This is a genomic window from Methylobacterium sp. J-078 (genome assembly GCF_022829285.1).
GTDB lineage: Bacteria > Pseudomonadota > Alphaproteobacteria > Rhizobiales > Beijerinckiaceae > Methylobacterium.
The window spans coordinates 22,017-40,758 of record NZ_JAKSYI010000081.1 but is presented as its reverse complement, the minus strand read 5'-3'; the positions used below and the strand labels follow the sequence as shown (position 1 = coordinate 40,758).

Here is an 18,742-nt window from a genome sequence, read left to right as displayed (position 1 = left end):
TGTCGGGCACGCCGCCGTCAGCCACGCTGCGCGCGTCGGCTCAGGGCGCGCGGGCTCGACTTCTTCGACGACTTGCCGCGCCCGGACAGGCTCGGATTCGTCATGAAATACTTGTGCGCGTTGAACGGCTCCTCCCCCTCGGCCGGTTGGATCCGTTCGCCCGCACCGGACGCCAGTACACGCCAGCTCTGGCGGTTGTCGAGGAGGTTGGCCAGCATGATCTGGTCCAGCACCTGCTGATGCACCGTCGGATTGGTGATCGGCAGCAGCGCCTCGACGCGCCGGTCGAGGTTGCGGCTCATCAGGTCGGCCGAGGAGATGTAGACGGTGGCCTTGGGGTGGGGCAGCCCGACGCCGTTGCCGAAGCAGTAGACGCGTCCGTGCTCCAGGAAGCGTCCGACGATGGACTTGACCCGGATCGTCTCCGACAGCCCCGGGATGCCGGGCCGCAGACAGCAGATGCCGCGCACCACGCAGTCGATCTGCACGCCGGCGGTGCTCGCATCGTAGAGCGCGTCGATGATCTGCGGGTCCACCAGCGAGTTGCACTTGAGCCAGATCGCCGCCGGGCGCCCTGCCCGGGCGTGAGCCACCTCCGCCTCGATGTTCTCGAGGAGGCGCGGCTTCAGGGTGAGCGGCGAGACCGCCATCCGCTCCAGCTCGGCGGGCTCCGCGTAGCCGGTGATGAAGTTGAAGATCCGGCTGACGTCGCGGGCCACCGCCGGGTCGGCGGTGAAGAAGGACAGGTCGGTGTAGATGCGCGCCGTGATCGGGTGGTAGTTGCCGGTGCCGACGTGGCAGTAGGTGACGAGGCGGTCGCCCTCGCGGCGCACCACCATCGACAGCTTGGCGTGGGTCTTGAGCTCGATGAAGCCGAACACCACCTGCGCGCCCGCCTTCTCGAGGTTGCGCGCCCAGCGGATGTTGGCCTCCTCGTCGAAGCGGGCCTTCAGCTCGACGAGGGCGGTGACCGACTTGCCGAGCTCGGCGGCTTCCGCGAGTGCGGCGACGATCGGCGAATTCGAGGACGTGCGGTAGAGCGTCTGCTTGATCGCCACCACGTTGGGGTCGCGGGCGGCCTGCGCGAGGAACTGCACCACCGCGTCGAAGGACTCGTAGGGGTGGTGGACGATGAAGTCCTTCTGCCGGATCGCCGCGAAGACGTCGCCGCCGCTCTCGCGGATGCGCTCGGGGAAGCGCGGGTTGTAGGACTTGAACTTCAGGTCCGGCCGGTCGATGCCGACGATCTGCGAGAGTTCGTTGAGGGCGAGCATGCCCTCCACGAAGATCACCGCGTCGCCGCCGATCTCGAGCTCGTCGGCCACGAAGGCGCGCAAATCCTCGGGCATCCCGGCCTCGACTTCGAGCCGGATGACCACGCCCCGGCGGCGCTGCTTCAGGGCCGTCTCGAAATGCAGGACGAGGTCCTCGGCCTCCTCCTCGATCTCGAGGTCCGAATCGCGGATGACCCGGAAGGCGCCCTGCCCGCGCACGGCGTAGCCGGGAAAGAGCCGGCCGGTGAACAGGACGATGACCTGCTCGATGGCGATGAAGCGGGCGGTGGCGTCGTTCTCCGCGTCGGGCAGGCGCACGAAGCGGTCGAGCACGGCGGGCAGGCGGATGAGCGCGCGCAAGGTCCGGCCGTCGCGGGGGCGCACCAGCATCAGCGCGATGGTGGAGCCGAGATTCGGGATGAACGGGAACGGGTGCGCCGGATCGATGGCGAGCGGCGTCAGAACCGGCAGGACGTGGTTGAGGAAGTAATCCTCCAGCCAGGCCCGGTGCTCCGGCGTCAGGCCGCCGGGTTCCATCAGCTCGATGCCGACCCCGAGGAGTTCGCGGCGCAGTTCGCGCCAGCGCGCCTGCTGGTCGAGGGCGAGGTGCGAGACCTCCGTGCCGACGCGGGCGAGCTGCTCGGCCGGGGTCAGGCCGTCCTGCGAGGGCAGGACGAGGCCGGCGCGGACCTGATCGTGCAGGCCGGCGACCCGCACCATGAAGAACTCGTCGAGGTTATTGGCCGAGATCGAGAGGAAGCGCAGCTGCTCCAGGAGCGGGTGGTTGCCGTTCGAGGCCTCCTCCAGCACCCGGCGGTTGAACTGCAGCCACGACAATTCGCGGTTGACGAAGCGCTCGGGCGAGTGGCGCAGGGCGATGCCCGCCTCCCGTACGGATTCGCGCGCCTCCGCGCCGGGCCCCGCCTCGGTGGGGGCGGGCAGGTCCCCGGGCGGCGGCAGGTCGAGGTCGGCATCGGGGAGGGCATCGGGCACGGCGGCCGGTGGGGGCACTGCCGCACCCACCGCCCGGTCGGATGGCGTGTCGGATGCTTTGGCGGCCACGCCGGCGGAGGCGGTTCGGCGCGCGGCGGGCCGGGCCGGCCGGGGGCGGGCCTGGGTGCCACGCGGGGGGGCGGTCTCCACTGCGGTCGCGTCCAGGTCGATGTCCGCCGGGTCCATATCCGCCAAGTGTGTCTCTCCTATGGGTCGAGGGACCGGCTCCCTAGCATGGGGAGGGCCGGCGTTTTTGACAGTTCGATGACGAAACGCGCTCAGTCGGCGTCCTCATCGTCGCCGTCGTCGTCGCTCGCGTCCGTTCCGAAGCCGAGGCGCTCCAGCACCGCCAGCGCCAAGGGCTTGGTGATGCGCCGGCCCCGGCTGAGGGCGTCGCGGTCGAGCGCCGTGACGACCTCGCGGGCGCGCCCGAGGGAGCGGTCGATCCGCAGGGCCAGGGCCTCGACGATGGCGAGATCCACCACCAGCTGACGGTCCACGAACAGCTTGACGAGGACGGCTCGCAGGAGGGCGTCGTCGGGGGGCAGGATGGTGGCGCCGGGGGCGAGGCGCAGGCGCGAGCGCAGGTCCGCCGTGGTCAGGCCCAGCGCCTCCACCGAGGTGGCCGAGGTGAGGAGCACGGGGCAGGCGCGCTCTCGGGCGAGGTTGAGGAGGTGGAACAGGGCCGCCTCGTCGCGGGGCTCCCGGTGAAGATCCTCGATGACCAGGGCGCCGTTGGCGAGGAAGCGCGGCACGGTAGCGGCGGTGATCTCCGAGGCCTGCGCGGTCCAGGCATGGGAGCGCGTCGCCCAGATCGAGGCGAGGTGGCTCTTGCCGCTGCCCGGCGGCCCGGTGAGGAGGCAGACCGTATCGGGCCAGTTCGGCCAGGCCTCGATGAGGGCGTAGGCGGCCTCGTTGGCCGGCCCCACGAGGAAATCCTCGCGGCCGTAGCGCGGGTCGGCCGGCAGGTCGAAGGCCAGCTGCTTCGGAGGGACGTTCTCGCGGGAGGCCATCTAGCGATCGGACTTTGACAGGACAGACTCGGACAGGACGGACTTGGACAGGACGGACTTGGACAGGAGCACGGGCGAATCCGCGTGGTAGAGCGGAGACTGGAGGTAGCGTTCCAGGGCGAAGCGGACCAGCACGCCGATGGAGGCCGCCACCGGCACGGCGAGCAGCAGCCCGACGAAGCCGAACAGCGAGCCGAAGGCGAGGAGCGCGAACATCAGCCAGACCGGGTGCAGCCCGACCGATTCGCCCACCAGCTTGGGCGAGATGATGTTGCCCTCCAGGAACTGCCCGACCACGAACACCCCGATCGTCAGGCCGATGTGCAGCCAGTCGGAATCCGGCCAGAACTGCGCCAGGGCGACGCCCGCAGAGAGCAGGAACCCGGTCAGCGTGCCGACATACGGGATGAAGGTGAGGAAGCCCGCGATCAGCCCGATCAGCACGCCGAAGTTCAGGCCGACGAAGAACAGCCCCACGGCATAGAAGGTGCCGAGGATGAGGCAGACCAGCGTCTGCCCGCGCACGAAGCCCGTCACCGCGCCGTCGATCTCCCGGCCGAGGCGCCGCACCACGGGCCGGTGGCGCGGCGGCACCCAGCCGTCCACGGCCGCCACCATCCGGTCCCAGTCGACCAGGAGGTAGAATGCCACCACCGGCGTCACCACGAGGAGGGAGGCGATGGAGATGAGGGCCTGGCTGCCCGACCACAGGGACTTCAGGAAGGCCAGGAACCAGGTGCCCCCCTGCCCCACCAGGGTCCCGACCTGGGATTGCAGGTCGGTGAGCACGTCGGCCCCGCCCACCCGCTGCAGCAGCGGCCCCGCCCGGTCCGCCAGGATGCCCTGGAGCCGCGAGACCATGCCGGGCAGGGTCGCGATCAGGGCCGAGATCTGGTTGGCGGCGAGCGGCACCACGAGGAGCAGGGCCACCACGAGGCCGATCACGAACATCGCCAGAATGAGCAGGGAGGCCGTGAGCCGCCCGAGCCCGAGGCGCTCCAGCCGGTCGGCGATCGGGTCGAGGAGGTAGGCCAGGGCCAGGCCCGCCACGAAGGGCAGCAGCACGTCGGCGAGGAGGTAGATCAGCAGGGCGAGGCCCACGAGGGCCACCAGCCCGATCATCGCCCTGCCGCGCATCGGCCGTCCTCGCTCTTCGTCGTCCGGTTCCAAGAGTGGGAACGGGCCTTCCAAGAGTGGGAACGGGACTCGGCACGGTCAAGGCTGCGGGGCCGCGAAACGCCCTCCGGGCCGCGATCCGCCCCGGGTGCCGGCGAGGCCGGGCCGAGGCGTCGACCCGGCCATGCGTCATTCCCGACTCGCCGGAACCGACGCGACCCGTTAGAGCAACGATCGAAGGACGTTGAGACGAGGTGCCGATGACGGGCGAGCCCAAGACCGGAATGACCTACGCGCAGGCGGGCGTCGACATCGATGCCGGTAACGCCATGGTCGAGACGATCAAGCCGCTGGTGCGCGCCACCCGCCGGCCGGGGGCGGATGCCGAGATCGGCGGCTTCGGCGGGCTGTTCGACCTCAAGGCCGCCGGCTTCCGGGACCCGATCCTGGTGGCGGCCAACGACGGCGTCGGCACCAAGGTGAAGATCGCCATCGAGACGAACCGCCACGACACGATCGGCATCGACCTCGTTGCGATGTGCGTCAACGACATCATCGTGCAGGGCGCCGAGCCGCTGTTCTTCCTCGACTACTTCGCCACCGCCAAGCTGGTGCCGGGGGTCGGCGCCGACATTGTGCGCGGCATCGCGGCCGGGTGCCGGCTCGCCGGCTGCGCGCTGATCGGGGGCGAGACCGCCGAGATGCCCGGCCTCTACGACGGCGCCGACTACGATCTCGCCGGCTTCAGCGTGGGCGCGGCCGAGCGCGGCACCCTGCTGCCGCGCGGCAACATCGTGCCCGGCGACGTGGTTCTGGGCCTGCCCTCCTCGGGCGTGCATTCCAACGGCTTCTCGCTGGTGCGCCGCATCGTCGAGAAGAGCGGCCTGTCCTACGACGACCCGGCGCCCTTCGAGCCCGCCCGGACCCTCGGCGAGGCCCTGCTGGAGCCGACCCAGATCTACGTGAAGCCGCTGCTCGCCGCCCTGCGCAGCACGGACGGCATCAAGGCGCTGGCCCACATCACCGGCGGCGGCTTTCCCGACAACCTGCCCCGCGTGCTGCCCGACGGCGTCGGCATCAGCATCGATCTCGACGCGATCATTCCGCCGCCGGTCTTCGGCTGGCTTTCGGAGGTCGGCGGGGTCGCCGAATCGGAAATGCTGCGCACCTTCAACTGCGGCATCGGCATGGTGGTGGTGGTGGCGCCCGAGAGCGTCAGCGCCGTGTCGAAGGCCCTGGATCTCGGCGGCGCCTCCCCGGTCCGCCTCGGCCGGATCACCCCGCGCGGGGCCGATCCCGTGACCTTCGAAGGCCGGCTCGCCTTCTGATGGCGCCCTCGCGGAAGACCCGGGTCGCGATCCTGATCTCGGGGCGCGGCTCGAACATGGCTTCGCTGATCGCGGCGGCGGCAGCCCCCGACTTCCCGGCCGAAATCGTGCTGGTGGCGTCCAACCGCCCCGAGGCCGGGGGTCTCGCCTTCGCGGCCGAGCGGGGCATCGCCACGCTGGCCCTCGACCACAAGGCCTATCCGAGCCGGTCGGCCTTCGACGCGGCGCTCCAGGCCGAACTCACGGCGGCCGGCATCGACCTCGTGGTCCTGGCCGGCTTCATGCGGATCTTCTCCACCGGCTTCGTCGAGGCCTGGGCGGGGCGGATGATCAATATCCACCCGTCCCTGCTGCCGCTGTTCAAGGGCGTGCACACCCACGCGCAGGCGCTGAAGGCCGGGGTGCGCCTGCACGGCTGCACCGTGCACTACGTCGTGCCCGAGCTCGATGCCGGCCCGATCATCGCGCAGGCCGCCGTGCCCGTATTGCCCGGCGACGATCCGGATGCGCTGGCCGCCCGCATCCTGGTGCAGGAGCACCGGCTCTATCCGCAGGCCCTGGCGCTGGTCGCGGGCGGGCGCGTGCGGCTGGAGGGGGAACGGGTGGTGTTTTCGGACGACGTGCCGCCGGCGGACGGGGCGCTGCTCAGCCTGTGAGCCCGGTGCTGCGTCAGGGAGCGAGGCACCGTCGAAATTGCCGCGAACGCCGGATTCGAGCTGCGGCCGACGGAGAGCCTTGATCATCCGCGCTGCGTGGCTGCATGATATGGCCGGAACGAGGAGTCCACATGCCCGGCAGTACGAACCTGGGTGCGAAGCTTGAGCATTACGTGACCGGTCTCGTCGAGAGCGGTCGTTACCCGTCGCGGAGTGACGTGCTGCGGGAGGGCGTACGTCTGATCGAGGAGCGCGAGAAGCGCCTCGCCACTCTCGACGCGGCGATCGTTCGAGGATTGGCTGATGCCGAGGCCGACCGGGTCAAGTCCATTTCGGATGTCGCGGCGCGGCTCACGGGGAAGTATCGGGCTCTGCCGGAATCCGATGAGGCGTGATCGTCCGTATCACCGATGCGGCCGAAGCGGATCTCGAACGGATCGGTGACTTCATCGCTCTGGACAATCCGGATCGGGCGCTGAGCTTCGTCAACGAAATCCTCGACCGGTGTCTTCGCTTAGCGGACGCGCCACGCGGCTTCCCGTTGGTGCCGCGCTACGAACGGTCCGGTGTCCGCCGCCGCCCCTATCGCGATTATCTGATCTTCTACCGTGTCGAGGACGACCACGTCGACGTGCTGCACATCCTTAACGGTGCCCGGGACTACGAGACCATCCTGTTCCCGCCGGAATGAGCCCGGGGCGATCGGCTCACGCGTTCGGCAGGTGCGTCGCGAGCGCCTCCAGCACCGCCATGCGCACGGCGACCCCCATCTCGACCTGCTCGCGGATGAGCGACTGGGCGCCGTCGGCGATCTCGGAGGAGATCTCGACGCCCCGGTTCATCGGGCCCGGGTGCATCACCAGGGCGTCGGGGGCGGCGATCCGCAGCTTGTCGGCGTCGAGGCCGAAATAGCGGAAATACTCCTTCACGGAGGGCACGAAGGAGCCGTTCATGCGCTCGCGCTGCAGGCGCAGCATCATGACGATGTCGCAGCCCTCCAGGCCTTTTCGCATGTCGGTGAAGACCTCGACGCCGAAGCGCTCGATGCCGGTGGGCAGCAGGGTCGAGGGGCCGATGATGCGCACCCGCGCGCCCAGCGCCTGGAGCAGGATGAGGTTCGAGCGGGCCACGCGGCTGTGCAGGACGTCGCCGCAGATCGCCACCCGAAGGCCCTCGATCCGACCCTTGTTGCGCCGGATGGTTAGGGCGTCGAGGAGCGCCTGGGTCGGGTGCTCGTGGGCGCCGTCGCCGGCATTGACCACGGCGCAATCGACCTTGCGGGCGAGGAGATGCACGGCGCCCGCCGCGTGGTGGCGCACCACGATGATGTCGGGCCGCATGGCGTTCAGCGTCGCGGCGGTGTCGATCAGGGTCTCGCCCTTCTTCACCGAGGAGGAGGCCACCGACATGTTCATGACGTCGGCGCCCAGCCGCTTGCCTGCGAGTTCGAAGGAACTTTGCGTGCGCGTGGACGGCTCGAAGAACAGGTTGATCTGGGTGCGGCCGCGCAGGGTGGTGCGCTTCTTCTCGACCTGGCGCGAGAGCGCGACGGCGTCTTCCGCCCGGTCGAGGAGGACCTCGATGTCGGGTCGGGAGAGCCCCTCGATCCCGAGCAGGTGCCGGTGGGGGAAGTGTTGCGGCGCGGCTGTCATGCTGGGTTCAGGGCTATAGGCCCGGTCAGGAAGGCCGGCAAGCGCGCTCGGGGCGCTTACCGGCCCGCCGCCGTCAGGCTCCGGGCGCCACCAGCGGGCGCAGGGATTCGGCGAGATCGTTCAGGCTCAGGCCGCCCTTCTGCAACACCCGGTCGGCGCGCCCGGCCAGGCGCCTGCGGTCGTCGGCGGTGATGTCCTTGGCGGTCAGCACCACGACGGGGATGTCGCGCCACTCCGCCCGCTCGCGCAGCGCCCGCAGGAAGCCGAAGCCGTCCATCTCGGGCATCATCAGGTCGAGGAGGATGAGACAGGGCTTCTTGGCCGCGGTCGCCTCCAGGCCGGCGACGCCGTTCTCGGCCGCGGCCACGCGCCAGCCCTCGCGGGTCAGCATCGCGGACAGGCGCTCGCGGGCATCCGGATCGTCGTCGATGATCAGCACAGGCCCCTCGTGCTCGGAGGGCTTGAACCGCTCCATGGCCGACCTGAGCTGGCTCCACTCGATCGGCTTCTGGAGGTAGTCGGTGGCCCCCAGCGAGAAGGCGAGGTTCTGCTCGTCGAGCACCGTCACCATGATGATCGGGGTCACACCGAGGTCCGGGTCGGCCCGCAGGGTGCGCAGGACCGACCAGCCGTCCATGCGCGGCATGGTCACGTCGAGGAGGATGACGCGGGGTCGGAGTTCGCGGGCCCGCTCGACGCCCTCGCGCCCGTCGCGGGCGGTGGCGACGGTGAAGCCGTCCTTCTCCAGGAAGCGGGCGAGGAGATCGCGGGTGGCCGCGTCGTCGTCGATGATGAGGACGTGGCCGCCGGGGTTCGGCCGGACCTCGCCGCTGGGGTGCGGGGCGTCGTGGTCGTGGTGGCTCCCCTCCGCCGGGTCCGAGGGCACGTAGGTCGCCGGGACCGCCAGGGTGAAGGTGGTGCCGGTCCCCTCCTGGCTCTCCACCTCGATGCGCCCGCCGAGCATCTCGGCGAAGGCACGGGTGATGGCCAGGCCCAGGCCCGTGCCGCCGAAGCGCCGCGTCGTGGAGGCGTCGGCTTGCGTGAAGCGCTGGAACAGCTTGGCCTGCTGCTCGGCGTTCATGCCGATGCCCGTGTCGGTGACCCGGAAGGTGAGCCAGTCGACTCCGTCGCGCGACGCGCGCGAGACCGCCAGCACGATGCGGCCGCCTTCGGTGAACTTGGCCGCGTTGCTGAGGAGATTGATGAGGCACTGGCGCAGCTTGGTCTGGTCGGTCCGCGCCTCTCCGAGCCCGTCGGCCATCTCCAGGGCGAGGGCGTTGCCCTTCTTGTCGACCAGTGTCTCCACGGTGGCGGCGACATCGCGCACGGTCTCGGCGACGGGGAAGACCTCGGCGTAGATCTCCATGCGCTCGGCCTCGATCTTCGAGAGGTCGAGGACGTCGTTGATGAGGCCGAGCAGGTGGCGGGCATTCGCCTCGATCTTGCGCATGTCGACGAGCAGGCTCTCTTCGCCCAGGTCCTCGATCTCCTCCTGCAGCATCTCCGAATAGCCGATCACCGCCGAGAGCGGAGTGCGCAGCTCGTGGCTCATGTTGGCCAGGAACTGGCTCTTCGCGCGGTTGGCCTCCTCGGCCGCTTCCTTGGCGGCCTCCAGGGCGAGTTCGGCCTCCCGGCGGGCGGTGATGTCGGAATGAGTGCCCACCCATTCGCGGATGCTGCCGGTCTCCTCCAGGATCGGGACCGCGCGGGCCGACATGATCCGCCACACGCCGTCCTGGCGCCGGACGCGGTGCTCGATCTCGTAGGGCGACAGGGTCTCCAGGGCCCGAAGCCAGGCCGCGCCGGTGCGGGAGCGGTCCTCCGGGTGGATCGCCTCCAGCCAGCCGGCTCCGGCGGCTTCCTGGGGCGCCTGGCCGGTGAAACGCGTCCATTCCGAGGGGGTCGGCTCCATCGTGCCCTCAGGATTCGTCGTCCAGACGATGGCGGTGGTGGCCTCGGTCAGCGAGCGGAAGCGCTCCTCGCTGTGGCGCATGCGCTCCTCGGAGAGCTTGCGCAGGGTCTCGTCGGAGACCACGAGCCCGACGCCGTCGGCCTGGACCCGGCCCGCCCCGGCGCCGCCGGAGCGCCCGCGCAAGGGATAGAAGCTCATCTGGAAGTGGCGCACCCCGCGCGGGGCGCTCGGCGTCGGCACCGCCACGTCGACGTTGGTGGTCACCAGGCCCTCGTCGCGGGCCGCCCTGAGCTTCGGGATCAGCAGTTCCTGGAGCATGGGCACGTTCGCCCAGATCGGCGCGCCGAGATCGGCCCCGAAGCCGCGCTCGTTCATGGTGGCGAGCGCCCGGTTCATGTGCTGGATCGTCAGGTCGCGATCGAGGAACCCGAGGCCCACGGGAGCATTGGCGAAGACTCCGTCGAGGAGCGCGGCCGTGCGCTGCTCGTCACGCCGGCGCACGAAGGCGAGGCGCCCGAGGAGCCCAACGGCGCCGAGCGCCGAGGCGATCGAGACCAGCGAGAGAACGAGGGAGAGGGCCCGGTCCCAGCGCTCGCTCGCTGCCAGGACGGCGTTGGCATGGGCCTGCACGTCCCGGGCCGCCGCACGCACCGCGTCCATGGTGCTCTTGCCCTCCCCCGTTCGGACGAGCGCCACGGCCGGATCGTAGCCCTGCGCCCGGCGCAGTTCGATCACGCGGGCGGCATAGGTGCGCTTGGCCTCGACGGCGCCGCGCAGGGCGCCGATGTGCCGGGGAGCCTCGGCATCCATGCCGCGGGTCAGGTCGTCGATGGCGCTCAACTGGCCGTCGATGGTGCTCTGGGCGGCGTCGTAGGGTTCGAGATAGACCTCCTCCCCGAGCAGCACGAAGCCGCGCATCCCGGTCTCCAGCTCGACCATGTTGGCGAGCAGGCGGTCGCTCTGGGTGAGGATGTCGTGCTGGCGCGCGCCCTCGGCGCGGCTCGCCTCGCCGGCGAAGTAATTGCCCAGCCCCGCCGCCACCGCGACGCCGATCAGCACCAGCGCCAGGGGCGAACTCGGCAGGCCGGCGAGCAGGCGGGGCTTGCGCCAGCCTCGGGCGGTGGCGGTCGGGGGCGCGCTGGTCATGTGATGCGGTTCACGGGGTTCGACGTCACGGGGCAGTGAAGATTTTGGGCAGGGAGATTTCGCGCGGGGAGATCGTTGGCGGAACAGGTTCCGCTCCGGCCCGTCATGGCGGGCCGCGCGCCCCGACCTTCGCAAACGCGCCGGCCCCGGTTCCGTTCATCGCCGCAGCGGGGCCGCCTCAATCGCTGCCCTCGTCCGGGATGGCGAGGCGGGTGCCGCAGGCCTTGCAGTGGACGGCATCGGCCTCGTGGCGCTGGAGGCCGCAGGCCGGGCAGGGAAACCGCACCTTGGGCGGCCGGAACAGGACCTGGGCGAGGCGCAGGAACAGCGTCACCCCGAAGATCATCACCGCCACCGAGATGAGGCGGCCGGAGGTGCCCGGCAGGGTGATGTCGCCGTAGCCGGTGGTCGTCAGGGAGGTCACGGTGAAGTAGAGCGCGTCGACGGCGTTGCCGATCGCCGGGTTGCTGCCGTGCTGGGTGGCGTAGACGATCCCGGTCATCACGAAGACGAAGACCGCCAGGTTGGTGCCCGCCAGGATCGCGTCCTCGTTGTCGCGGAAGAAAGCGCTGTCGGCGCGCATCCGGTCGAGGAGCTGGTAGGTCCGCAGCAGGCGCAGGGTCCGCAGGATGCGCAGGAAGCCGACCCCCTCCCCGACCACGGGCGCGAGGAACGACACCACCGCGGCGATGTCGGCCCAGGTCGAGAGGTGCCGGAACTCGCCGAACCGGTCCCGGCTGATGGCGAGGCGGGCCAGGAAATCGAGGAGCACGACGAGGCCCAGGGCCACGTCGACCCCCTCGATCCAGGCGTGGCGCGGCAGGAACGAGGTCGCCACGACCCAGACCACCGTGCCGATGTCGAAGACGAGGAGGCCGTAGCGGAAGCGGTGGGCGCGGTCGGTCGAGCCTTCGTAGAGGCCGGAGAGGCGTGCGCTGAGCGGGGGCATGGCGGAGGGTGCGATCAGCGCCGGAGGCGGTTGCCGAGGACGAAGCCGAACAGGCCCATCAGGATGATGCCGGCCGCCCCCTCGATGCCCACCAGCAGGTTGGTGACGCGGCCCACCGGCTTGACGCCGATCTCGGGCGGGTTGGCCGTCATCATGTTGAGGGCGCTGTAGCTCACGAGGTCGAGGGGGTTGTAGGTCGCCCGGCCGTCGCCGCCCTCGGGGATGAGGCCGCCGGTGAGGCCGTAGAGGCCCGCGAACACGAAGATGAGGATGACGAAGGCGCGGGCGATGCGCGACAGGCTCTCGCCGTAGTCGCAGAGCCATTCCACGAAGCGGTCGGCGACCCACTGGTAGCCGTGCCGGGCGAGGTCGGGCCCGGAGCGGGCCTCCCAGGCGGCGCGGGCCTGGGCGCCGGCGTGGAGCCGGCCCATCCGGCGCCCGCGCTTGTAGGCCCAGCTCGCCGCATCCTGGCTGCCGATGCTCTTGAAGTTCTGCTCCAGGGCGAGGTAGCTCGCCTGGGCGGCCGGGTAGTCGCGGGCGACCTCCTCGCCCACCGCGCCGCCGAGCTGGTCCACCCGCATCCGGGTACCGTTGAGCCAAGCCCCGGCGAAGCGCGCGTGGCGCAGGTCGCAGGTGGAGAGGTTGAGGCGCACGAGGCTGGTCTCGGAGAGGTCCGCCTCCGACAGGTTGGCGCCGTCGAGCTTCACGCCCGTGAAGTTGGCACCCCGCAGGCGCGCGCCGCCGAGCTGCGTCTTCTTCAGGCTGGCGCCCTCGAAATCCGCGTAGGTGAGGTTGACGCCCACGAGCTTGACCTCGTCCAGGCGGGCGCCGCGGAAATGCGTGTAGTCGGCGTCCGCCCCGGTGAAGTCGGCGCCCCAGAGATCGGCGCCGTCGAAGTTGGCCCCGTCCAGGAGGGCGCGGCGGAGCTTGGCGAAGCGCATGGCGGCGCCACCGAAATGCGCGTCCTCCAGCATGGCGTCGTCGAAATTGGCCTCGCCGCCGGCGATCCCGGTGAAGCGGGCGCCGCTGAGGTCGGCGCCCGCGAAGCTGGCCTCCTCGACGGTCGCCCCGGCAAAGTGCGCCGAGCGGCCGAGCACGCCCGCCAGGCTCGCCCCCGAGAGGTTGGCGCCCGAGAGGTCGGTATCTTCCAGGTGTGCCTCGGCGAGGTCGGCCCCCGCGAGGGCGAGGCCGGTCTGCTTGGCGTCCCACCAGGGGGGCGCCTCCCCCGCGCCGAGCCGCGCCGCGAGCGCCTCGCGCCCGAGGTTCAGGCCCCCGAGATCCAGGCCCTCGCCCGCCACGAAGGGTGCGCCGGCCTCGAGGCCCACGAGGAAGGCGTCGGCCCGGGCCTGCGCGGTCCCCGTGTCCGCCGGCGTTTCAGGCGCCATGGGGCGATTCCGGCCGCGCGGGGCGGGCACAATCCGGGATGCCGGGCGTTGCGAAGGCCTCGGACTTTTCGCCAGGACTGGACGTTTCACCAGGACTGGACGTTTCACGAAGCTTGGCCACGACGTGCCGGCGACGGCGTGGGGAGCGGAGTGCGGCGATGACGTGGATGGCGATCGGCCTCAAGGCCACCGGGGTGCTCCTCGCGGTGGCGACGCTGCTGCCGTTCGTTCCCAGCAATTCCGGCTTCATCCGCACCTTCGACTTTCCGCGATTGCAGATCGCGGCCCTGATCGTGCCGGTGATCCTGGGCCTCGTCCTGGTCGCCCGCGACGCCGCGGGGCTGACGCTCGCCGCGGCCCTCCTGGCAGCCCTAGCCTACCAGGTGGCGTGCATCTACCCGTTCACGCGGCTGGTCTCGCCGCAGGCGGTCGCGGCCGAGGCGGGGGCCTGCCGCACCGAGGCCGGGGTCTCGATCCTGATCGCCAACGTCCTCGAATCGAACCGCAGCTACGGCCCCATCCTCGACCTCGTCGCCGCGCAGGACCCCGACCTCCTCCTGCTCGTCGAGACCGACGCGGCCTGGGCCGAGGCCCTGGAACCCCTGCGGGCGCGCTATCCCCACGTGGTGGCCCAGCCGCAGGACAACACCTACGGGCTGATGTTCTATTCGAAGCTCCCCCTGACCGACCCGCAGGTGCGCTTCCTCCTGGAGGACGACGTGCCCTCCGTGCGGGCGGGCGTGACCCTGCGCTCGGGGCAGACCTTCACCTTCTTCGGCGTGCATCCGCGCCCGCCCCATCCCGGGCAGAGCAGCGCCCCGCGCGACGCCGAACTCGTGATGGTGGCCCGCGAGGTGGCGGCGGACGGGCGCCCGGCAGTGGTGGCGGGCGACCTCAACGACGTCGCCTGGTCGAAGACCAACGACCTGTTCCAGCGGATCAGCGGGCTCCTCGATCCCCGCATCGGGCGCGGCCTCTACCCGACCTTCAACGCAAAGTGGCCGCTGCTGCGCTGGCCCCTCGACCACGTCTTCTTCAGCGACGACTTCCTCCTCGGCCGGATCGAGCGGCTGCCCCACATCCAGTCGGACCATTTCCCGATCCTGATCAGCCTGTACCGGACGGACCGGGCCCCGCGCCTGCAGGAGGCGCCCGAGGCGACGGCGGAGGATCACCGGGCGGCGCGGGAGGCCGTGGAGGCCGCCCGGTGAGGCGCCTCAATGCTGGGCGACACCCGCCGCCATGTTGATCGCCAGCGCCAGCACGCTGGTGTTGAAGACGTAGGCGTAGATCGTCTGCACCGTGGCGACCCGGCGCATCCTCTTGCTGGTGATGTCTGTGTCTGAGGTCTGCGAGGTCGCCCCGATGGTGACGGAGAAGTAGAAGAAGTCCCAGAAATCCGGGTTCTCGTCGCCGTTGAAGTCGAGGCCGCCGCGCGCGGCATCGCCCTCCGCGCCGTAGTAGAGATGCGCGTAGTGCACCGTGAACACCACCTGCACGAAGAGCCAGGCGCAGATCATGGTGGCGGCGGCGAGCGCCAGGTGGCTGAGGCGATAGGCTTCGCTGCCGTTGCCGCCGAGCACCAGCATGGCCACGGCGCCGAAGCTCGCGGCCGCGGCCAGGATCGCGAAGAGCGAGACCGCCAGCGCGGAATCGTCGAGGCGCGTGGCCTCCGCCCGCAGGGCGTCCTGCGACTGCCGCGCCGCCTTGCCCACGATCAGCCCGCAATAGACCAGCACGCCGAGGCACCAGCCGATGAGGAGCCGCACCGACAGGTCCGCGAAGGGCAGGACCAGGGCGAGGACGAGGGTGAGGCCGACGGAGGCGAGCAGGCGCGGCCTTAACCAGAAGGCCTGGACGGGGAGGGCCCGGAGGGGATTGCGCATGGGAGGTCTCGAAGGAAGCGCCTCGGGACCGGTGGGCCGGGCCACCGTCCCTTGCGCTCCCGCCCCCCTATCCGCAAGCCTTGTCGCAGCGGGCTCCGCCGGCCGGGACGAGGCGGGCGATCCAGGGGCGGAGCGGCAGGAACAGGCGGTAGGCCACCTCGCCGAGCGCCGTCACGCCGGGTAGGCTTGCGAGGCGGGCGAGCCCGCGCCAGCCCGGCAGCACGGCCCACAGGGTCGCGAACCCGGCCGCACCGGAGACGAGGGCGCCGTCCGGGCGCCGCACGTGGAACCGGGCGCGGGCGGCGTCCCGCGTCAGACCCGAGCCGAGTTCGGCCGGCCCCTCGGCTCCGACATCGACCCAGGCGACCCGCTCGGCCCCCGCGGCGCGCCGGTACAGGCGGATCTCCGCGGCGCAGAGGGGACAGGCGCCGTCGTAATAGACGGTGAGGGCGGGATCGGCATGCGTGGTCATCGTCCACAGATAGGGCGCCGGCCGCCGACGCATCACCCCTCCCCCGACCGCTCGGCGGAGAGCGCGCGCGCGGCCCCGCGAAAACCGTCCCGGTCGATCGGGCCGAGCTGCGCGGCACAGTCGGCCTGCGCCGCTTCCCAGAGGGGGTACGCTTCGGCGAGGAGCGCGCGCCCGGCCTGCGTCAGCACGATGCGCCGGATGCGCCGGTCGTCCGCATCCGCCTCGATCGCCAGGAGGCCCCGGCGCTCCAGGGGCTTCAGGTTGGCCGTCACCGTGGTGCGATCCGTCGCCAGGTGCTGCGCCAGGGCGCCGATGGTGGGCGCCGCGTCGCAGACCAGCATCAGCAGCAGCGTGAACTGCCAGTTCGAGAGCCCGGTCGGGCGCAGAGCCGCATCGTAGCGGCGCCCGATGGCGCGCGCCGCCTTCTGGGCCGCGAAGCAGAAGCAGGACTGCTCGACATCGGCCGCGATGGCGGGGGTCAGGCCGGGTCGCGATGCCATCGATGACTCCTGGAAAGGTTGATACCAAGCATATAGGGCCTCCTCCCGTCCCGGGCATCCGGCGGGGACCGAGACACCCGGTCTCCCAAGAGAGTTGATATCAACTCAAGTGTGCGAGCGCACGGCGATGGACGCCAAAAGGTTTATATCAACCTTATCGCCACGAGGCGAGGCGCCCGGTCCACACGAAACCGCCGCCGACCGCTCACCCAAACGAGGAGATCCACCATGACCGTTCGCTCCACGCTCACCGCCACCGCCATCGTCGTCGGCATCACCCTCCTGGCCGCCCCCGCCGGGGCGGGGGAGGCCCGGACCTTCGAAGCCTGGGGTCACAGCTTCACCGTCACGGACGCCCAGGCGGCCCGCCGCACCGACCTCTCGACGGCGCCCCGCTACGCCTACACGTCGGCCCTCGCCGCAGACGCGCCCGCCGCGGGCACCCAGGTCGTTCGCACACTCAACATCTGGGGTGCTCGGATCGAGGCCCCGGCCGATTGAGGCTCGGCCTCCGACACGCAGAACCGCACCTACCATCATCGATGCAATCGATAACGGGTATTGAAAGCATCTGTTTGAATGATGGTGCGGTGCAATACATCTTCCCCTCACGCCGCGGGGCACGGGTCCTCGCGCCGACACTCAGGACATCCGATCATGACCATCCAGACCAGAACCCTCCGCACCCTCGTCCTCGCCACCCTCGCCTCTGCGACCCTGACCGGCACGGTGCTGGCGGACGAGCGCATCGACGTCACGCCGTCGATCTACCGGGAGCAGGCCCGCGTCACCGCCACGGTGCGTCCGGCTTCCGAACTGACCACGACCCCCTCCGTGGTCGCCATCTCCGCGGCGCCCACTGACACCGTGCTGGCGGATGACCGCACCTACGTCACCCCGCCGCTCTACCGGGAGCAGGCCCGCGTCACCGCCACGGTGCGTCCGGCCTCCGAACTGACCACCACCCCGTCCCTGACCCCCCGTGCCGCTCCGACTCGGCGCGTCGTCGCGGAGGCCATCGAGAGGACGGAGCGCTAGGGCGGATCCGTCCGTGAGCGCGGCTTCCCGCCGTCACGGGAATCGCCACAACGAAAACGGCCGCGAATCGCTTCGCGGCCGTTTTCATGGGCTCGGAATGCGCCGTGAGGCTCAGCGGCGGGCGAGCGCCTTGAGGGCGTTGCGGCCGGCATAGAGGGCCTGGGAGCCGAGGCCCTCCTCGATGCGGATGAGCTGGTTGTACTTGGCCAGTCTGTCGGAGCGGGCGAGCGAGCCGGTCTTGATCTGCCCGCAATTGGTGGCGACCGCCAGGTCCGCGATGGTCGAATCCTCGGTCTCGCCGGAGCGGTGGGACATCACGGCCGTGTAGCCGGCGCGCTGGGCCATATCGACGGCGGCAAGCGTCTCGGTGAGCGAGCCGATCTGGTTGACCTTCACCAGAATGGAGTTCGCGGTCTGCTCGGCAATGCCGCGCGACAGGCGCGTCACGTTGGTGACGAAGAGGTCGTCGCCCACGAGCTGGCAGCGATCGCCGACCCGCTCGGTGAGCAGCTTCCAGCCCGCCCAGTCGTCCTCGGACATGCCGTCCTCGATCGACAGGATCGGGTAGCTGTCCACGAGCTTGGCGAGGTAGCTCACCTGGGCCTCGATGTCCCGGGTCTGGCCCTCGCCCTCGTAGTGGTAGGCGCCGTCCTTGAAGAACTCGGTGGCGGCGCAGTCCAGGGCCAGCACCATGTCGGTGCCGGGCTTGAAGCCGGCGGCCTGGATCGATTGCATCACGAAGTCGAGGGCGGCCTCGGCCGAGGGCAGGTTGGGGGCGAAACCGCCCTCGTCGCCCACGTTGGTGTTGTGGCCGGCCTTCTTGAGAGCGCCTTTGAGGGTGTGGAACACCTCGGCGCCCATGCGCACGGCCTCGGCGAGCGAGGACGCGCCCACCGGCATGATCATGAATTCCTGGAAGTCGATCGGGTTGTCGGCATGCGCGCCGCCGTTGATGATGTTCATCATCGGCACCGGCAGCACCCGCCCTTGCGTGCCGCCGATGTAGCGGTAGAGCGGCAGGCCGGCGGTCTCGGCCGCCGCCTTGGCGACCGCGAGCGAGACGCCCAGGATCGCGTTGGCGCCGAGCCGGCTCTTGTTCGGGGTGCCGTCGAGCTCGATCATCGCCTCGTCGATGGCGATCTGGTCCTCGGCATCCATGCCGCCGATGGCGTCGAGGATGTCGGACTGCACGGCGTTGACCGCCTTGCGCACGCCCTTGCCGCCGTAGCGGCCCTTGTCGCCGTCGCGCAGCTCCATCGCCTCGTGGGCACCCGTCGAGGCGCCCGACGGCACGGCCGCGCGGCCGAAGGAGCCGTCCTCCAGCAGCACGTCGACCTCGATGGTCGGGTTGCCCCGGCTGTCGAGGATCTCGCGGGCGGCGATGTTGGTGATCGCGGTCATGCAGGCGCCTTTTCGGACGTT

18 protein-coding genes are annotated in these 18,742 nt (G+C 70.7%); 7 read left to right on the top strand and 11 right to left on the bottom strand.

Features of this window, described 5'->3' with window-relative positions:
- Window positions 1-17: 17 nt before the first annotated feature.
- From MKK58_RS13420 to MKK58_RS13410, 3 genes are all read right to left on the bottom strand, one after another.
- Entirely contained in the window at window positions 18-2,453 is a 2,436-nt protein-coding gene (locus MKK58_RS13420; protein ID WP_243912563.1) for an RNA degradosome polyphosphate kinase, read from the bottom strand.
- Between the two features lie 92 nt (window positions 2,454-2,545).
- On the bottom strand, window positions 2,546-3,280 hold the full coding sequence (locus tag MKK58_RS13415) for a hypothetical protein (protein ID WP_243912529.1): 735 nt from the start codon (window positions 3,278-3,280) through the stop codon (window positions 2,546-2,548).
- Window positions 3,281-4,417, bottom strand: a complete 1,137-nt coding sequence (locus tag MKK58_RS13410) for an AI-2E family transporter (protein ID WP_243912528.1) — start codon at window positions 4,415-4,417, stop codon at window positions 3,281-3,283. It abuts the gene before it with no gap.
- 239 nt (window positions 4,418-4,656) lie between these two features.
- On the opposite strand from MKK58_RS13410, the gene purM reads away from it, so the two are divergent.
- The 4 genes from purM (at window position 4,657) to MKK58_RS13390 (ending at window position 7,071) form a co-directional block, all read left to right on the top strand.
- The gene (gene purM / locus MKK58_RS13405) at window positions 4,657-5,724 is read left to right on the top strand and encodes a phosphoribosylformylglycinamidine cyclo-ligase (protein ID WP_243912527.1); all 1,068 of its coding nucleotides are present in this window, start codon (window positions 4,657-4,659) and stop codon (window positions 5,722-5,724) included.
- On the top strand, window positions 5,724-6,380 hold the full coding sequence (gene purN, locus MKK58_RS13400; protein WP_243912526.1) for a phosphoribosylglycinamide formyltransferase: 657 nt from the start codon (window positions 5,724-5,726) through the stop codon (window positions 6,378-6,380). The genes purM and purN overlap by 1 nt, the downstream gene beginning before the upstream one ends.
- Before the next feature lie 131 nt (window positions 6,381-6,511).
- Entirely contained in the window at window positions 6,512-6,775 is a 264-nt protein-coding gene (locus MKK58_RS13395; protein ID WP_243912525.1) for a type II toxin-antitoxin system ParD family antitoxin, read from the top strand.
- Window positions 6,772-7,071 (top strand): type II toxin-antitoxin system RelE/ParE family toxin, encoded by a 300-nt coding sequence (locus MKK58_RS13390; RefSeq protein ID WP_243912524.1) that lies wholly within the window; start codon window positions 6,772-6,774, stop codon window positions 7,069-7,071. Before MKK58_RS13395 ends, MKK58_RS13390 begins: the two co-directional genes overlap by 4 nt.
- Before the next feature lie 16 nt (window positions 7,072-7,087).
- Here the strand turns inward: MKK58_RS13390 and MKK58_RS13385 are convergent, their stop codons facing one another.
- The 4 genes from MKK58_RS13385 to MKK58_RS13370 all read right to left on the bottom strand — a co-directional run bounded on the left by MKK58_RS13385 (window position 7,088) and on the right by MKK58_RS13370 (window position 13,424).
- Window positions 7,088-8,032 carry an aspartate carbamoyltransferase catalytic subunit gene (locus MKK58_RS13385; RefSeq protein ID WP_243912523.1) on the bottom strand — a complete coding sequence of 315 codons (945 nt, stop codon included), beginning with the start codon at window positions 8,030-8,032 and terminating at the stop codon, window positions 7,088-7,090.
- Window positions 8,033-8,105: 73 nt separating this feature from the next.
- The gene (locus MKK58_RS13380; protein ID WP_243912522.1) at window positions 8,106-11,090 is read right to left on the bottom strand and encodes a response regulator; all 2,985 of its coding nucleotides are present in this window, start codon (window positions 11,088-11,090) and stop codon (window positions 8,106-8,108) included.
- Window positions 11,091-11,268: 178 nt separating this feature from the next.
- Window positions 11,269-12,039, bottom strand: a complete 771-nt coding sequence (locus MKK58_RS13375; RefSeq protein WP_243912521.1) for a potassium channel family protein — start codon at window positions 12,037-12,039, stop codon at window positions 11,269-11,271.
- Between the two features lie 14 nt (window positions 12,040-12,053).
- Window positions 12,054-13,424, bottom strand: coding sequence for a pentapeptide repeat-containing protein (locus MKK58_RS13370; protein WP_243912520.1), 1,371 nt, complete (start codon window positions 13,422-13,424; stop codon window positions 12,054-12,056).
- A 158-nt stretch (window positions 13,425-13,582) separates the two neighbouring features.
- Between MKK58_RS13370 and MKK58_RS13365 the strand changes: the two genes are divergently transcribed.
- Window positions 13,583-14,635 carry an endonuclease/exonuclease/phosphatase family protein gene (locus MKK58_RS13365; RefSeq protein ID WP_243912519.1) on the top strand — a complete coding sequence of 351 codons (1,053 nt, stop codon included), beginning with the start codon at window positions 13,583-13,585 and terminating at the stop codon, window positions 14,633-14,635.
- 6 nt (window positions 14,636-14,641) lie between these two features.
- On the opposite strand, the gene MKK58_RS13360 is transcribed toward MKK58_RS13365, so the two are convergent.
- The 3 genes from MKK58_RS13360 to MKK58_RS13350 all read right to left on the bottom strand — a co-directional run bounded on the left by MKK58_RS13360 (window position 14,642) and on the right by MKK58_RS13350 (window position 16,282).
- Window positions 14,642-15,310, bottom strand: coding sequence for a DUF1345 domain-containing protein (locus MKK58_RS13360; RefSeq protein WP_243912518.1), 669 nt, complete (start codon window positions 15,308-15,310; stop codon window positions 14,642-14,644).
- A 67-nt stretch (window positions 15,311-15,377) separates the two neighbouring features.
- Window positions 15,378-15,815, bottom strand: a complete 438-nt coding sequence (locus MKK58_RS13355; RefSeq protein ID WP_243912517.1) for a thiol-disulfide oxidoreductase DCC family protein — start codon at window positions 15,813-15,815, stop codon at window positions 15,378-15,380.
- Entirely contained in the window at window positions 15,815-16,282 is a 468-nt protein-coding gene (locus MKK58_RS13350; RefSeq protein WP_243912516.1) for a MarR family winged helix-turn-helix transcriptional regulator, read from the bottom strand. Before MKK58_RS13350 ends, MKK58_RS13355 begins: the two co-directional genes overlap by 1 nt.
- A gap of 228 nt (window positions 16,283-16,510) precedes the next feature.
- On the opposite strand from MKK58_RS13350, the gene MKK58_RS13345 reads away from it, so the two are divergent.
- Window positions 16,511-16,783, top strand: coding sequence for a hypothetical protein (locus tag MKK58_RS13345; RefSeq protein ID WP_243912515.1), 273 nt, complete (start codon window positions 16,511-16,513; stop codon window positions 16,781-16,783).
- A 156-nt stretch (window positions 16,784-16,939) separates the two neighbouring features.
- Window positions 16,940-17,320: a hypothetical protein gene (locus MKK58_RS13340; RefSeq protein WP_243912514.1), complete on the top strand. Its 381-nt coding sequence runs from the start codon at window positions 16,940-16,942 to the stop codon at window positions 17,318-17,320.
- Between the two features lie 111 nt (window positions 17,321-17,431).
- Here the strand turns inward: MKK58_RS13340 and eno are convergent, their stop codons facing one another.
- A complete protein-coding gene (eno, locus tag MKK58_RS13335; RefSeq protein ID WP_243912513.1) occupies window positions 17,432-18,721 on the bottom strand; it encodes a phosphopyruvate hydratase in 1,290 nt (429 codons plus the stop codon).
- Window positions 18,722-18,742 lie beyond the last annotated feature (21 nt).

Coding starts and splice junctions, on each gene's coding strand:
- MKK58_RS13370 (WP_243912520.1), bottom strand. CDS start 13,424: ATGGCGCCTGAAACGCCGGCGGACACGGGGACCGCGCAGGCCCGGGCC.
- MKK58_RS13380 (WP_243912522.1), bottom strand. CDS start 11,090: ATGACCAGCGCGCCCCCGACCGCCACCGCCCGAGGCTGGCGCAAGCCC.
- MKK58_RS13360 (WP_243912518.1), bottom strand. CDS start 15,310: ATGCGCAATCCCCTCCGGGCCCTCCCCGTCCAGGCCTTCTGGTTAAGG.
- purN (WP_243912526.1), top strand. CDS start 5,724: ATGGCGCCCTCGCGGAAGACCCGGGTCGCGATCCTGATCTCGGGGCGC.
- MKK58_RS13415 (WP_243912529.1), bottom strand. CDS start 3,280: ATGGCCTCCCGCGAGAACGTCCCTCCGAAGCAGCTGGCCTTCGACCTG.
- MKK58_RS13350 (WP_243912516.1), bottom strand. CDS start 16,282: ATGGCATCGCGACCCGGCCTGACCCCCGCCATCGCGGCCGATGTCGAG.
- purM (WP_243912527.1), top strand. CDS start 4,657: ATGACGGGCGAGCCCAAGACCGGAATGACCTACGCGCAGGCGGGCGTC.
- MKK58_RS13410 (WP_243912528.1), bottom strand. CDS start 4,417: ATGCGCGGCAGGGCGATGATCGGGCTGGTGGCCCTCGTGGGCCTCGCC.
- MKK58_RS13340 (WP_243912514.1), top strand. CDS start 16,940: ATGACCATCCAGACCAGAACCCTCCGCACCCTCGTCCTCGCCACCCTC.
- MKK58_RS13375 (WP_243912521.1), bottom strand. CDS start 12,039: ATGCCCCCGCTCAGCGCACGCCTCTCCGGCCTCTACGAAGGCTCGACC.
- MKK58_RS13395 (WP_243912525.1), top strand. CDS start 6,512: ATGCCCGGCAGTACGAACCTGGGTGCGAAGCTTGAGCATTACGTGACC.
- MKK58_RS13385 (WP_243912523.1), bottom strand. CDS start 8,032: ATGACAGCCGCGCCGCAACACTTCCCCCACCGGCACCTGCTCGGGATC.
- MKK58_RS13355 (WP_243912517.1), bottom strand. CDS start 15,815: ATGCGTCGGCGGCCGGCGCCCTATCTGTGGACGATGACCACGCATGCC.
- eno (WP_243912513.1), bottom strand. CDS start 18,721: ATGACCGCGATCACCAACATCGCCGCCCGCGAGATCCTCGACAGCCGG.
- MKK58_RS13365 (WP_243912519.1), top strand. CDS start 13,583: ATGACGTGGATGGCGATCGGCCTCAAGGCCACCGGGGTGCTCCTCGCG.
- MKK58_RS13420 (WP_243912563.1), bottom strand. CDS start 2,453: ATGGACCCGGCGGACATCGACCTGGACGCGACCGCAGTGGAGACCGCC.
- MKK58_RS13345 (WP_243912515.1), top strand. CDS start 16,511: ATGACCGTTCGCTCCACGCTCACCGCCACCGCCATCGTCGTCGGCATC.